Annotated in this window: 13 protein-coding genes and 1 tRNA gene; 5 read left to right on the forward strand and 9 right to left on the reverse strand. The window is 69.4% G+C overall.

Annotated elements, in window-relative coordinates; genetic code table 11:
- The 8 genes from QNJ12_RS20150 to QNJ12_RS20185 all read right to left on the reverse strand — a co-directional run.
- Positions 1-2,270: EAL domain-containing protein (locus QNJ12_RS20150; protein WP_300625435.1), on the reverse strand; the 2,270-nt coding region annotated here is incomplete at its 3' end.
- A 118-nt stretch (positions 2,271-2,388) separates the two neighbouring features.
- Positions 2,389-2,619, reverse strand: coding sequence for a hypothetical protein (locus QNJ12_RS20155; RefSeq protein ID WP_300625437.1), 231 nt, complete (start codon positions 2,617-2,619; stop codon positions 2,389-2,391).
- Between the two features lie 167 nt (positions 2,620-2,786).
- Positions 2,787-5,456 (reverse strand): DNA polymerase I, encoded by a 2,670-nt coding sequence (polA, locus tag QNJ12_RS20160; RefSeq protein WP_300625439.1) that lies wholly within the window; start codon positions 5,454-5,456, stop codon positions 2,787-2,789.
- Between the two features lie 104 nt (positions 5,457-5,560).
- Positions 5,561-5,920 (reverse strand): hypothetical protein, encoded by a 360-nt coding sequence (locus QNJ12_RS20165; RefSeq protein WP_300625441.1) that lies wholly within the window; start codon positions 5,918-5,920, stop codon positions 5,561-5,563.
- 1,272 nt (positions 5,921-7,192) lie between these two features.
- Entirely contained in the window at positions 7,193-7,768 is a 576-nt protein-coding gene (locus QNJ12_RS20170; RefSeq protein WP_300625442.1) for a response regulator, read from the reverse strand.
- 84 nt (positions 7,769-7,852) lie between these two features.
- Complete coding sequence (locus QNJ12_RS20175) at positions 7,853-8,143, reverse strand: hypothetical protein (RefSeq protein ID WP_300625443.1); 291 nt, start codon at positions 8,141-8,143, stop codon at positions 7,853-7,855.
- A gap of 1 nt (position 8,144) precedes the next feature.
- Positions 8,145-8,217, reverse strand: a tRNA-Leu gene (locus QNJ12_RS20180).
- Positions 8,218-8,264: 47 nt separating this feature from the next.
- The gene (locus QNJ12_RS20185) at positions 8,265-8,855 is read right to left on the reverse strand and encodes an RDD family protein (protein WP_300625444.1); all 591 of its coding nucleotides are present in this window, start codon (positions 8,853-8,855) and stop codon (positions 8,265-8,267) included.
- 166 nt (positions 8,856-9,021) lie between these two features.
- On the opposite strand from QNJ12_RS20185, the gene fabD reads away from it, so the two are divergent.
- From fabD to QNJ12_RS20210, 5 genes are all read left to right on the forward strand, one after another.
- Complete coding sequence (fabD, locus tag QNJ12_RS20190; RefSeq protein ID WP_300625445.1) at positions 9,022-10,194, forward strand: ACP S-malonyltransferase; 1,173 nt, start codon at positions 9,022-9,024, stop codon at positions 10,192-10,194.
- Positions 10,195-10,302: 108 nt separating this feature from the next.
- On the forward strand, positions 10,303-11,256 hold the full coding sequence (locus QNJ12_RS20195) for a beta-ketoacyl-ACP synthase 3 (RefSeq protein WP_300625446.1): 954 nt from the start codon (positions 10,303-10,305) through the stop codon (positions 11,254-11,256).
- A complete protein-coding gene (locus QNJ12_RS20200; RefSeq protein WP_300625448.1) occupies positions 11,253-11,969 on the forward strand; it encodes a beta-ketoacyl-ACP reductase in 717 nt (238 codons plus the stop codon). Before QNJ12_RS20195 ends, QNJ12_RS20200 begins: the two co-directional genes overlap by 4 nt.
- Positions 11,970-12,101: 132 nt before the next feature.
- A complete protein-coding gene (gene acpP / locus QNJ12_RS20205; RefSeq protein ID WP_300625449.1) occupies positions 12,102-12,338 on the forward strand; it encodes an acyl carrier protein in 237 nt (78 codons plus the stop codon).
- A gap of 27 nt (positions 12,339-12,365) precedes the next feature.
- Complete coding sequence (locus QNJ12_RS20210; protein WP_300625451.1) at positions 12,366-13,550, forward strand: beta-ketoacyl synthase; 1,185 nt, start codon at positions 12,366-12,368, stop codon at positions 13,548-13,550.
- Between the two features lie 9 nt (positions 13,551-13,559).
- Here QNJ12_RS20210 and QNJ12_RS20215 read toward each other — a convergent pair.
- Positions 13,560-14,380 (reverse strand): cyclopropane-fatty-acyl-phospholipid synthase family protein (locus QNJ12_RS20215; protein WP_300625453.1); only part of this gene is annotated, 821 nt, incomplete at its 5' end.

Consider the following 14,380-nt stretch of genomic DNA (forward strand, 5'->3'; position numbering starts at 1 on the left):
GACGAGTAGCCGGTGCCGAAGTCGTCGATCGAGAGCCGCACGCCGACGGCGGCCAGCTCGCCGAGGACGCCGAGCGTCCGCTCGGCGTCGGACATCACGTTGGTCTCGGTGATCTCGAGCGTCAGCCGTCGCGGCTCGATGGTCGAGTCGGCCAGCAGCCGGCGCACCGTCTCGACCAGGCCCGGGTCGACGAGCGCTTGCATCGACACGTTGACCGCCACGTCGAGCCGTTGCCCGGCCGCCTCCCATCGCTCGACCTGCTCGATCGAGGTCGAGAGCATCAACGCCGTCAGTTCGCCGCTGGCGCCGATCCGGTCGGCGAGCGGGATGAACTCGTCGGGCATCACCGTGCCCAGCGTCGGATGCTCCCAGCGACAGAGCGCCTCGACGCCCGTCACCCGGCCCGTCGCGAGTGCGATCTTCGGCTGGAACACGGCGTGGAGTTGCCGCGCCTCGAGCGCCGTCCTCAGCTCGTGCGCGAGCGTCAAGCGGCGCGGCGTGTTCTCGTCGTAGTCGGCGTCGTAGAAGCAGACGCCCGACCCACTCCCCGACTTCGCGGCGTACATCGCGACGTCGGCGCACCGGATCAGGGTCTCGGCGGTGGCTCCGTCGTGCGGCGCGAGCGCGAGTCCGATGCTGACGCCCATCGTGACGTGGATCCCGTCGATGTCGATCGGTGCGCCGATCGCGCGCCTGATCGCGCCGCAGGTCGCCTCGAGACCGGCCCGGGTCGCACGTGGCGGGGCCAACAGTGCGAACTCGTCGCCGCCGAGCCGCACGGCGAGCGTGTCGTCGTCGACGACCTCCTGCAGCCGCGCCGCGACCTCGACCAGCACCCGATCGCCGCTCTGGTGCCCGAGCGTGTCGTTGATCTCCTTGAAACCGTCGAGGTCCATCAGCGCGATCGCGATCTCGCGATGCCCGAGATCGTCGAAGCGCCGCTCGAGCCGGTCGGCGAACTGGGCACGGTTCGGCAGGCCCGTGAGCGGGTCGTGGAGCGCCTCGTGCTCACGCTGGCGGGCCTGCTCGTGAAGTCGCTGGATCAACCGTCCGTTCTGGAGTGCGACCCCGGCGTGGCTCGCCAAGGTGCCGAAGATCCGAGCGTCCTGGTTGACGAAGGTGTAGATGTCGCTCAACCGGTTGGCGACCACCACGAACCCGATCAGGAGATCGCCTTCGAGGATCGGTGCCACGAGCGCATCACGGGCGCCGAGGTCGCCGAGCGCGCTGGACGGCCGCGTCGGCTCCCCTCGGGCGAGCAGGACCGCATCGTGGCGATCAGCGAGGCCGTCCGCGACGAGCTGTGCCAGACCGGCCGGGATCGAGAGCCGCGACGACGAGTGCCCCTCGTCGTCGACCACATGGCGCTGGTACACGTCGTCGCCGCGCTGGAGCCAGAACTCCGCCCGCTCGGCACGCAACAGGTCCTTCGCCTGGTTGAGCATCGCGTCGAGCACTTCGTCGGGCTCTCGGGCGCCGCTGACGAGATGGGTGAAGTCGTACAGCAGGCTGAGGCTCTCGTAGCGCTGCCTCAGTGCGCTGTAGGACCGGTAGGTGACGAGCAGGAAGACGGCGACGCCGCCGAGCAGCGGCACGGCGAGCGGCTCGGCGTCGAGCAGGACGCAGATCACCAGCGCGAGGCTCGTGTTCGCCGGTGCGGTGACGAGCCCGATCTGGAGGATCGACCGGAACGTGAGCGGACCGCCGTGCCACCGGACCGCGGTGGCGACGGCTGAGAACCCGACGAGCTCGGCCGCGACGACGGCCACGAGCGCAACGAGCCAGCTCCGGGGTTCGCGTGCGTCCATCTCGGGCATCAGCGCCTGCTGCACCGTGAAGAGCACGACCGTCTCGGCGAAGAACGCCGAGAGGTTCATCGACAGCTTGCGGAGCGGTTGCCGCTCGCGGATCGTGAGGAAGAGCAGCTCGCCGCCGAGGCGGCCGACGATCAGCGACGCCGGCGTGGCGAAGAACAGGCCGAGCACCAGGACGAGCTCGGCGAAGGTGAAGGTGTACGTCTCGCTCCGGAACTCCACGTCGAAGACCATCAGCGCGCCGGCGACCGCCAGTGCGGCGACCGCCCAGACCGGCATCGCCCAGCCGACCGACGGGAACGCATCGAGATCGAGACGGACGAGACCGAGGGCGGCGAACGCCGTCAGCGCCGCCGACAGCAGGTAGGTGCGCCGTGCGGCGTCGGCCCTCGGCTGACGCGAGCTCGCCTTGGTCGCCGACGCCCTGTCGGCGCCCGTCGATCGGTCGTCGTGCACGAACCTCTATCGGCACGAAAAAGACCCGAGGTGAGCGAATTGCTTCGCTCACCTCGGGTTGTCGACGTCGTGGTGCGGCTGTGTCAGGACCAGCGTCCGCCCAGCCGGCACGTTGCGATCACCATCGGATCCCCGCTCGCATCATGGTGGCGCCGGGGAACTTGAACGACGTGAGGGGGCTCGTCTCGTTCGCCTCCTCCTTCGCCTCGACCACCTCGAACGAGGCGACGTGTTGCACGGGTTCGTCGGCCGAGGCGACCCCGGCGGCCATGCCGGCCGAGAGCGCGCCGCTGACGAGGACGCCGCCGACCAGCTTGCCGATGCGCGACCGCCGGAGGTGCTGCTTCATGGATCTTCCGCCTTTCGTTCCATCCATCGTGTCAACAAGGGGGGTGGTTGATGGAACGTCGTTATGAAACCTGTTCGGCGCCCGAAAGGCAAGTCAACACTTGTTCAACGTTACGCGGTCATCTCGCCACGTTGTGTGATAAATCGGGCTCCCCGACCACGCCGCAGTCAGCCCTTGGCGGCCGCCCAGGTCTCGCCCCACGAGACGTTGACCTCGAGGGGGACATCGAGCTCGGCGGCGCCCCGCATCAGCTCGACCACCAGGTCCCCGACTGCGTCGTGCTCGGCGGGCGGCACCTCGACGATCACCTCGTCGTGGACCTGCAGCACCAGCTCGCTCTCGTAGCCGCCTGACTCGAGCGCGTCGTCGATGCGCACGAGCGCGACCTTGAAGATGTCGGCGGCCAGGCCCTGGATGCCGGCGTTCATCGCCTGCCGCTCCCCCGCCTGGCGGATCCGCCAATTGGAGTTGAGCAGCTCGGGGATCGGCCTGCGACGACCGAAGAGCGTCTCGGTGAAGCCGTTCTTGCGCGCCTCCTGCACCGTGGCGTCCATGTAGGCCTTCACGTTCGGGAACGCCTCGAAGTAGGCGTCGAGGATGACGGCGGCCTCCTCGGTCGGTATCACCAAGCGCTGCCCGAGGCCGTACGCCTCCATGCCGTACGCCAGACCGTACGACACCATCTTCGCCTTCGATCGCTGGTCGAGCGTGACGTCGTCGGTGTCGACGCCGAACACCCGCGCCGCCGTCGCGTTGTGGATGTCCTGGCCGCTCGTGAACGCGTCGACGAGGCCCGGGTCGGCGGCGAGATGTGCGATGCAGCGCAGCTCGATCTGGTTGTAGTCGGCCACCAGCAGCTGGCGGCCCGATGTCGGCACGAAGGCGGTGCGGAACACGCGGCCCTCGTCGCTGCGCACCGGGATGTTGTGCAGGTTCGGCTGGTCCGAGCTCAGCCGGCCGGTGCGAGCCACCGTCTGGTTGAACGTGGCGTGGATCCGGCTGTCGTCGCCCACCTCCTGCAGGAGACCTTCGCCGTACGTGCCGCGCAGCTTCTCGACCTCGCGGTGGCGCAACAGCGGCACGATGAACTCGGGCCACTGGTCCTTGAGCTTCTCAAGCGTCTGGGCGTCGGTCGAGTAGCCGGACTTGGTCTTCTTGATGCCCTGCGGGCTGAGCTCCTTCTCGTCGAACAGCAGCGCACGGAGCTGTGTCGGCGAATTCAGGTTGAGGTCGTCGTGGCCGGCGACCTGTCGCAGCTCGACGCCGAGCGACTCGACCTCGGCGGTGAGACGCTCGTTGATGCCCCGGAGCGCGTCGGCGTCGACCCCGACACCGACGTTCTCCATCTTCGCCAACACACGGACCAGCGGGTTCTCGATCGAGTGGTACAGCTCGGCCATGCCCTGCGCGTCGAGGCTCGCCTCGATCGGGCCGGCGATGTGGTGGACGGCGAGGGCGTCGCGACCGGCTCGCTCGGACTCGGTGACGGCCGTGCCGTCGAGATCGAGCTGACCGGCGCTCGCGGCGTCGTCGCTCGGCGGTGCGAACTCGGTGAACTTCTCGAGCAGATCGGCGAGCTCGTACCGCGCCTCGGCGGGGTCGATCAGGTAGGCGGCGATCGCCGTGTCGAGCTGCAGTCCGCGGACATCGACGTCCGCCTCCAGCAGTGAGCGCATCAGCGCCTTCACGTTGTGGCCGCGCACGTGGGCGTGGGAGCCGAGGGCTTCGGCAACGGCGTCCGAGCGCAACAGCTCACCCGGGATCCATGCCACGGCCGACGTCGCCGGGTTGGTGACGACGGCGACGCCGAGCAGATCACCTCGGCCGGGCTCACCGTCCCAGGCCCCGGCGATGTCGATCACGGCGAACTCGGCGATCAGGCTCGACGCCGACTCTGCGTCGTCGACGGTCGTGACCTCGGCCACCAGCTCCTCGCGCGGACCGCTGGCCCGGATGCCCGAGCTGGGACCGAGCGCTTCCGCGAGCCGATCGCCGAGCGTGCGGAACTCGAGGAAGTCGAACAGCCGCTGCTGCTCGTCGGGCTTGGGTGAGATCGCGAGGTCGTCGAGGTCGACCGTGTCGAGCGGCGCATCGTGGCGCAGGATCATCAGCTCGAGGTTCTTGCGGACCCGCTCCTCGTGCTCGGCGAGGTTCGCTCGGAGCTTCGGGGTCTGCTCGTCGACGTGTTCGAAGATCCCGTCGAGGCCGCCGTACTTGTTGATCAGCTTCGCCGCGGTCTTCTCCCCCACCCCTGGTACGCCCGGCAGGTTGTCGGAGTTGTCGCCGCGCAGCGCGGCGTACTGCGGGTAGAGCTGGGGCGTGACACCGGTCCGCTCGGCGATGCCGGCCTCGTCGTAGAGCGCGTAGTCGCTGACGCCGCGCTTGTTGTAGAGCACCTTCACGTGCGGGTCCTCGACGAGCTGGTAGCTGTCGCGATCGCCGGTGACGATGATCACGTCGTCGCCGCGCTCGACGATGGCGTCCGACGCGGCGGCGATGAGATCGTCGGCCTCCCAACCGGCCGCCTCGAGCTGTTGCACGCCGAGCGAGTCGAGCACCTCACGGACGAGGCCCATCTGCTGGCGCAGGATGTCGGGTGCCGCCTCGCGTTGCGCCTTGTACTCGGGCTCGGCCTCGTGGCGGAACGTCGGTTCGGGACGGTCGAACGCCACGAGCATGCCGTCGGGCTGGTGGTCCTTGATGACGTTGATCAGCATCGACGTGAAGCCGAACACGGCGTTGGTGACCTGCCCGCTCGCCGTCGCCATGTCGGACGGGAGCGCGAAGAACGCCCGGTAGGTCAGCGAGTTGCCGTCGACGAGGAGGTAGGTACCCACGGACGTGAGGTTACGTGGACGAGTGGTCGCGACGCTCACGCTCGGCGGCCGCGCTCCGGCGCAGGTGGCGCCGGGCACATCGCGTCTCCATCGCATCGTGGTCGTCACCATGCGACGACGTCGTCGGGGCTCAGGCCGTCGAACTCCGTGCGGCGACGGGCGTCGGCCTTGGCCTCGTACCAGTGCACCATGATCCGGGCGTCGTCGCGCATCGTGCGAAACGGGAACGGCTGCCGCGTGCCGTCGATCTCGCCGAACCGCGTCCTGACCGCCTGGCGAGACCTCCCCAACAGTCGGCCCAATCGCGCCCAGGAGTACCCGTCGGCCCGAGCGAGTCGGACAACGCGTTCCTCGAGCCATGGCAGATCCTCGCTCGCAAGACGGCGGACGGCGACCACGGCGAGGCGCGGGTCGCCACCGAGCGCCTGCTCGATGTGCTGCTTGATCTCCGACGGACACGTCATCCGTACATCGTGCCGAACGGGTGTGACACGCCGTGCCGACCGGGCTCGGGGTGAGGATCTCGCGGAGTTGACAACCTGGGTTGTCACGACTCGACAGAACGAACGCCTGCGCGCAACCTGAGTTGTCAACTTCGCGACCCGCACCCCGGCCAGCGAGTCCACGTCGTGGCACGAGTGGTGCCAGGGAGCCCAGCCGAGAGGCGGGGCGACCCAATCGTCACGGTGCACGATGTCGCCTGCGCAGCAAGGCGACGGAGAAACCGTTCGCCGAGCGAGACGCACCTATCCGCTGAAGCCCCAGGCACACCGCGCGACTCGGACGGCCGCTGCCGAGTGGCGTCAGGGCCGCTCATCGGTCAGCTGGTCGGACGGGGTTGCGGCACTGCTTCGGCATCTGTGAGAGATCGGCCACCGGCGCCAGCGGTTCACGGCAGATCCTCCTGCGCGATCCTCGTCGTCCTCGCCCGGCCAGCGTGACGGACGGGTACGGCACCCCGTTTTGACCGGGCCGGGGGTGGTCACCGCCGAGCAGCGACCTGCACCCAGCCATCGACGCGAAGCCGCCAACGACACATCCCTCGATGCCCGAATCGGCCGTACTCGAGAGGCGTCACATCAGCGATGACGTCGAACACCAGGCCCGGATGCCTGCGCCAAGTGCCGAGCTCGGGCAGCTCGATGCCCGCCGCCTCGAACAGGCCTGACTGAGCATCCTCACCGGGTACCAGCTGACATACGACGGGCCGACGGTGTCCGCGGACCGCAATCTCGAACCTGCTCATCTCCCAATGGGCCCGGTAGGTGCCCACCACACGCGTTCGCTTCCCGATGGCGAGCGGTCCGGGCCTCGAGCTGCGGCGCACGATCCGATCATCGCGCTCCGGATCATCGTCACGCAGAACGAACCGGGGCAATCGGGCGACGAGCCCGTTTGATCTCCGAGGGAGACGTGCGACATCCCGCTTCCACCGGGCCGGGGTACTCACTCACGAGTTGATCGCTCGAGTTGTCACGATCCGCCCGAACGGGCCGCGGCGCGCCATCTCGATTGCCAACTCCGCGAACGTCCCGCCACACCGCCGCCACACTCGCCCCGACACACCTCAACACCGAACCGGGTTCGTGCGACCGCACGCATCCCCAGGCGCGCTGACCGGGCGCTCCTTGCGCGTGGCCAGTGGCAGCCGAGGTCGGACCGCGAACCACGCGCTGGCGTCTGACGACACGATCGGAATCATGGTGCAGCGCCGGCGGCGCGTCCTGGGGCGTGAGCTACGGCCGGAGGGTGCCGTCGAGGATCAGTTCGGCGACGTCGCGCATCTTCGTGCGCCCGCTCATCGCCGTGCGCTGGATGAACGCGAACGCGTCGGCCTCCTTCATGTCGCACTCGTCGATCAGCACGCCCTTGGCGCGGTCGATCGTCTTGCGCGCCTCGAGCTGCTCACCGAGCGCGTCGATCTCGCCCGTGAGGTTGCGCAGCTCGCGGAACCGTCCGATCGCCACCTCGATCGCCGGGATCAGGTCGCTCTTCTGGAACGGCTTGACGAGATACGCCAACGCGCCCGCGTCCCGCGCCTGCTCGACGACCTCGCGCTGCGAGAACGCCGTCAGGATCAGGACGCCGCACAACTTCTCGTCGGTGATGATGCCGGCGGCCTCGAGACCGTCCATGCCCGGCATCTTCACGTCGAGCACGGCGAGGTCAGGCAGCAACGTACGGACCAGCTCGACCGCCTCGTCACCGCGCCCGGTCTCGCCGACGACGTCGTAGCCCTCTTCCTCGAGGGTCTCGCGCAGGTCCATCCGGATGATGGCCTCGTCTTCGGCGATCACGACTCGCAGTGACACATCGGTCCTTTCAGCATCGGTCCATTCGGCATCGATCCCATGAGCTCGGGACGATCCCGACCCGAACCCATTCAACCAGAGAGGTCACGCGCCGGCCGAGAGCTTGTCGAGCAACTCGTCCTGCCGGACCTCGAGCTCGCGGATCTTGTCGATCACGTGCTGGCGGTGGCGCGCCATGGCGTCGGCGTGCTTGCGGGCGTCGTTCGCCTCGAACGCTGCGCCAGGCGTCTCGGACACCATCGCCCGGAGCGCCTGGTCGTCGGCGTCCGACGTGAACACGTCGAACTGCTCGTCGATCTGCGCCAGCTCGGCGCGCAACGAGCTGAGTCGAGACGTGTTCTGCGTCAACCGACGGCGGACCAGCCACGAAGCCATGTGCCCCGGGTGGGATTCGAACCCACACTGGACGGTGTTTGAGACCGCTGCCTCTGCCGTTGGGCTACCGGGGCGTGCGGGCCGAGGCTACCGGCGCACCGGGCCGCGCTGCGGCGGCGGATCAACGCGTGGTGACGACGATGGTCTTCGCGATCTGGTCCCACACCGCCTGCCGCAGCGGCTTGCTGAAGATGAACACGAGGCTGACGATCACCACGACGATGTTGATCAGCCCCGGCAGCACCGGGATCGGCAGCAGCGAGAGCGCACCGGGGATGGCCCAGCGGAGGATCGCATGACTCCACTCGACGTCGCCGCCGTTGTCGGCGCGCACGACGCGCATCCCGAACGCCAGCTTCATCGGGGTGCCGCCGAACTGCTTCGTGCACACGGCGTCCCACACGAATCCTGCCGCGACGCCGAGCAGTCCCAACAGGTACAGCTCGCCGAAGCTGGCGTCGGATCCGAAGCCGCCGAAGCCGGCGGAGTCGTCGCCGCTCAGGACGATCGCAGCGAAGATCGTGCCGAACACCAGCGCGAGGATCACCGCGTCGAGGAAGCGCGCCAGCACCCGCATCCCTGCGGATGCGAGCGGCCGCGTGCCCGGCACACCGGGCTGCCCGCCAGCCATCGGCGCGCCACCCATCGGTGGTGGCGGCGGCGGTGGCGGTGGTGGCGGCGGCGGAGGCGACGACGGCGGATCCATACTCATGGCTGCCGAGCGTATGCCACGGCGCTCCGCCGACACGGGATCCGACACCGCCGGAGGCCCCGGTGACGACGCTGTGAGATGCCGGCGCGACGGTCGACATCCGGAAACCGCGGGTTACCTGCGGGTAGCGCGAGGACCCCGATGGAATCCGTCTAGCCTCGCGCTGATGCTCGCATTCACGTTCCCCGGTCAGGGGTCGCAGCGGCCGGGGATGGGGCGTCCCTGGGTCGACCACGAGAGCTGGGAGCTCGTCGACGAGGCCAGCGAGGTCGCCGACCGCGACGTCGCCGCGCTGCTGCTCGACGCCGACGCCGACGAGCTCCGCGACACGCGAAACGCGCAGCTGACGACGTTCGTCTCGAGCCTCATGGTGCTCGACGCCGTCGAGCGCCTCGGCATCGAGGCCAGCTTCTGCGCCGGCCACAGCCTGGGTGAGTACACGGCGCTGGCCGCCACCGGCGCACTCGGTTTCGACGAGGGCGTCGAGCTCGTCGCCGAGCGCGCCGCCGCGATGCACGACGCCGGCAACGAGCAGCCCGGCACCATGGCCGCCGTCCTCGGCCTCGACGACGACCAGGTCGGCGTCGCATGCAACCTCGCCGACGCCGACGTCTGGGTCGCCAACTACAACGCGCCGGGGCAGGTCGTGATCGCCGGGTCGCCCGACGGCGTCGAGGCCGCCGGCAAGCACGCGAAAGAGCTCGGCGCCAAGCGCGTGATGGGGCTGCAGGTCTCGGGCGCGTTCCACACGGGTTTCATGTCGTCGGCCCGCGAGCGGCTACGGGGTGCGATCGCCGCAGCCGACATCCGCGATGCCGAGATCCCGGTCGTGTCCAACGTCGACGCCAAGCCCCACGACCGGGGCGGCGAGTGGATCTCGCTACTCTCGGCACAGCTCTCGAGCCCCGTCCGGTGGAAGCACTGCCTCCAGACACTGGCCGGTCTCGGTGTGACCGACTTCGCCGAGCTCGGGCCGGGCGGCGTCCTGACCGGCATGGCCAAGCGCAGCGTCGAAGGAGCCCGCACGCTGTCGGTCGCCACACCCGATGATCTCGACAAGCTGCTCCACTGGATCGGAGGCGAGTCGGCAACGCCGAAGTCCGAGGTCGAGGGCGAGCACCTGTTCGCCGTCGAGCGCATCGTGGTGTCGCCCGCGGCCGGACTCTTCACGCCGACCGCCTACGAGCCGGGCGCCACCGTCGAGGTCGGTGCGCTGCTCGGCCACGTCGGCGAGCACGAGGTGCGCTCACCGTTCGAGGGCGTCTTCCAGAGCTTCATCGCCCTCGAGACCGAACGCGTCACCTCCCGCCAGCCGATCGCCTGGCTCCGCACCGACTGACCAACCCACACCAAGACCGACGACAAGACCGCCAGCCACACCGCATCGACCGAACCGCGACACCACCCGACGAACCGATCCCGACGCACCGATCCGAGGAGACCCACCATGCCAGCCATCCGCCCCGGCGCCCGCGGCGCCGTCATCTCCGGCTGGGGTACCGCGCTGCCCGAGAAGATCGTCACCAACGACGAGCTCGCCGCCACCATGGACACCAGCGACGAGTGGATCCAGGCCCGCACGGGCATCAAGGAACGCCGCATCGGCGGCACGACGATCGGCCTCTCGGTCGACTCGGGCCGTCAGGCGCTCGAGATGGCCGGCCTCGAGCCCTCCCGGATCGACGCCCTCGTGCTCTCGACCACCACACCCGACTGGCAGTGGGGCAACGCGGCGGCCGTGCAGAACGAGCTCGATCTCTTCTGCGGCGCGTTCGACGTCAACGCCGCGTGCTCGGGCTTCGTGTACGCGCTCGTCACCGCCCACGGCCTGGTCGCGATGGGTGCCGATCGCGTGCTCGTCATCGGCACCGACACGTTGTCACGCATCACCGATTGGGACGACCGCGCGACCGCCCCCCTCTTCGCCGACGGCTCGGGCGCCGTGGTGATCGAATCGGTCGACGGACCCGGCCAGCTCCTCGGCTGGGATCTCGACGCCGACGGCTCGGCGCTCCCGATCCTGCAGGCCGACGTCGGCGGCACCATCAAGATGGAGGGCCAAGAGGTCTTCCGGCGGGCCGTGCGGATCATGGTCGACTCGGCCGAGAAGTCGATGCTGCACGCCGGGGTGCATCCCGAGGAGGTCAAGCTCGTGGTGCCGCATCAGGCCAACATCCGCATCATCCAGGCCGCGTGCGACCGCCTCGGCATCCCGATCGAACGGGCAGCGGTGGTCATCGACACCACCGGCAACACCTCGTCGGCGTCGATCCCGCTCGCGATGGCTGATGCGCTCGAGACCGGTCGCGTCCAGAACGGGGACCTCCTGCTCCTCGTCGGCTTCGGCGGCGGCATGACGGCCGCCAGCTGCGTGCTCCGCTGGGGTGGAGGCGTCGAGTGACGGACGAACCCCGTGTGGTGCTCGTCACCGGCGGCTCGCGTGGGATCGGCCTGGCGTGTGCCGAGCGATTCAAGGCGCTGGGCGACCACGTCGCCGTCACCTACCACTCCTCGCCACCGCCCGAGGGCTTCTTCGGCGTCAAGTGCGACGTCACCGACTCCGAACAGGTCGACGCCGCGTTCGCGGCGATCGAGCAGGAGTTCGGCGGCCCCGTCGAGATCCTCGTGTCGAACGCGGGCGTCACCCGCGACGGGTTGCTGCTCAGGATGAGCGAGGACGACTTCGCGACCGTGCTCGACGCCAACCTCACCGCCTCGTACCGGGTCACGAAACGGGCCGCGCGCGGCATGCTCAAGGCCCGCAAGGGCCGGATCATCCTCATGTCGTCGGTCGTCGGCATGCTCGGCGCACCGGGCCAGGCCAACTACGCGGCCTCGAAGGCCGGACTCATCGGCCTGGCGCGTTCGCTCGCCCGCGAGCTCGGCTCGCGCGGCATCACCGTCAACGTGGTGGCGCCCGGGCCGGTGGCGACCGACATGACCGCTGCGCTCGGCGAAGAGCGTCTGGCGGCGATCACCGCCAACGTGCCGCTCGAGCGCACCGCCCAGCCCGACGAGATCGCCGGCGTGGTCACGTTCCTCGCCTCGCCCGATGCCGCGTACATCACCGGCGCCGTCATCCCGGTCGACGGCGGTCTCGGCATGGGCCACTGACCTGCCACCCCCGAACGCCCCGTACGCCCGAACGAACCACACGACCGCACACCGAACCGCCCACATCGAACCACCCGGACGCCCAGGCCGATCCCTACACTGGGCCAGTCCCACACAGCAAGGAGACATCCGTTGGACCAAGAACTGTTCGCCCGCTTCCAGAAGTGTGCCGTCGAGGTGCTGTCCGTCTCGGAGGACCAGGTCACGCCCGACGCGAAGTTCGGCGATGATCTCGACGCCGACAGCCTCGACCTCGTCGAGCTGGTGATGGCACTCGAAGAGGAGTTCGGCGTCGAAGTCCCCGAGGAGGACCTCGAGGGCATCGAGACCGTCGGGCAGGCGTACGACCTCGTCGCCGCCAAGCTCTGACGCGGTCGGCCGGATCAAGGGACCCAGATGAAGGGACAGGGCCGCCGGGTCGCGGTCACGGGCCTCGGCGTCGTCGCCCCGTGCGGGCTCGGCAAGCAGGCCTTCTGGTCGGGCCTGCTCGGGCCGGGCCTCGACGGCACGGGCCGCACCTCGGTCATCGAGGAGTGGGACTCGTCGCCGTACTACGACTCGCCGAAAGAGGCTCGCCGCGCCGACCTCAGTGAGCAGTTCGCCGTCGCCGCCGCCACCGAGGCGCTCGATCAGGCCGGCGCGCTGACGGCCGACCCGACGCGCATCGGCACGATCTTCGCGACCGGCGTCGGCGGCATCCACACCCTCGAAGAGCAGATCGCCCTGCGCCTCGAGAAGGGCGACCGACGTGTCTCGCCGTTCCTCGTGCCGATGATGATGCCCAACGCACCCGGCGCGGCCGTCTCCATGCGGTTCGGTCTGCAGGGCCCCAACGAGACGATCTGCACCGCCTGCGCAGCGGGCACGCACGCCATCACCTATGCGGCGAGGTTGATCGCCTGGGGCCTCGCCGATGCCGTCGTGACCGGCGGCACCGAGCACGCTGCCACCCCGACCTCGCTGGCGGGCTTCGGCAACATGACGGCGCTGACGTCGACGGGGACGAGCCGGCCCTTCGACGTCGACCGCGACGGCTTCGTCATGGGCGAAGGGGCGGCCGTGCTGGTGCTCGAAGAGTGGGGGTCCGCAGTCGACCGCGGTGCGCGGATCCTCGCCGAGGTGCTCGGCGGCGGCAGCAACGCCGACGCGCACCACATCACGGCGCCGTCGCCCGGCGGTGTCGGTGCGATCACGTGCATGGAGCTCGCCCTCGCCGACGCCGACCTCGAGCCGGGCGACATCAAGCAGATCAACGCACACGGCACGAGCACACCGCTCAACGACGCCGCCGAGGCAGCGGCCATCCGATCGGTGTTCGGTGCCGACAGCGTGCCGGTCGTGTCGACCAAGGGTGTCACGGGCCACGCGCTCGGCGCCGCAGGTGCACTCGAGGCGGCCGCCGTGCTGCTGTCGATCGACCAGCGCCTGATCCCGCCCACCGCCAACACGAAGGTCCTCGGTGACGACATCGAGATCGACGTGGTCATGGGCGAGCCGCGCCCGTGGGAGCCCGGGCCGACGCTGTCGAACAACTTCGGTTTCGGCGGCCACAACGGGTCGCTGATCATCGGCCCGGCCTGAGGCCCGACCTCACGACCCCCTGGTGATCACCAACCCGACCGACGTCACCACGTAGCCCGCCAGTTCGAGCTTGATGTGCGGATCGTGGTGGTACGGCGGCACGTCGACGACGTGATCGAGATGGTGCGAGTCGGGCGCGATGCGGAACGGCTCGACCTCGTGCCCGCGGGACCGGAGCGTGTCGACCAGCTCCTCGATGTCGCGCCGCCGGTAGATCGACAGATCGGGTGACTCGAAGGTGTCGTCGTCCGACGAGAGGTTGAGCTCGGTGGTGTGGACGGCGACGCCCCCGGGCCGCAGGCAGCGCTCGACGCTGTCGATCACGAAGTTGACGCCGTGCTGCAGGCTGCCGAGGTGCTCGAAGCAGCACGCCGACCAGCAGAAGTCGAAACCCTCGAGGTCGTCGGGGATCGAGTTCATGTCCGCAACGCGGTACGTCACTCGGCGTGCGAGCGTCGCGGCGTCGATCAGATCGTCGCGGCGCAACTGCGCCAGTCCGTCGGCGTACTCGTTGGTGTCGACCCAGCCCGAACCGTGTCCGATGCTCGGCGGCGCGTCGGTGGCGCAGATCTCACTCCCGGCCGCAGCGAACGCCGCCGGCAGCGGCTCGGAACCGACGCCGAACGCCAGGCCGCGCGAACCGTCGCCGAGCAGCCCCGCCCGCTCGAGGTGGCCGAGGATGAACACGTGCTCCCATTGCTTGCGATGGAAGATCGGTCGCTGGCCGATCTGCTCGCAGATCGCCCGGTAACGAGGGTGCACGAAATCGGCGACCGAGCACGTCGAGGACGCCAGGAACGGCGCATCGGCACTGGTCTGGACCCACTCGA

Origin of the sequence: Ilumatobacter sp. (assembly GCF_030065885.1) — a bacterium.
GTDB lineage: Bacteria > Actinomycetota > Acidimicrobiia > Acidimicrobiales > Ilumatobacteraceae > Ilumatobacter.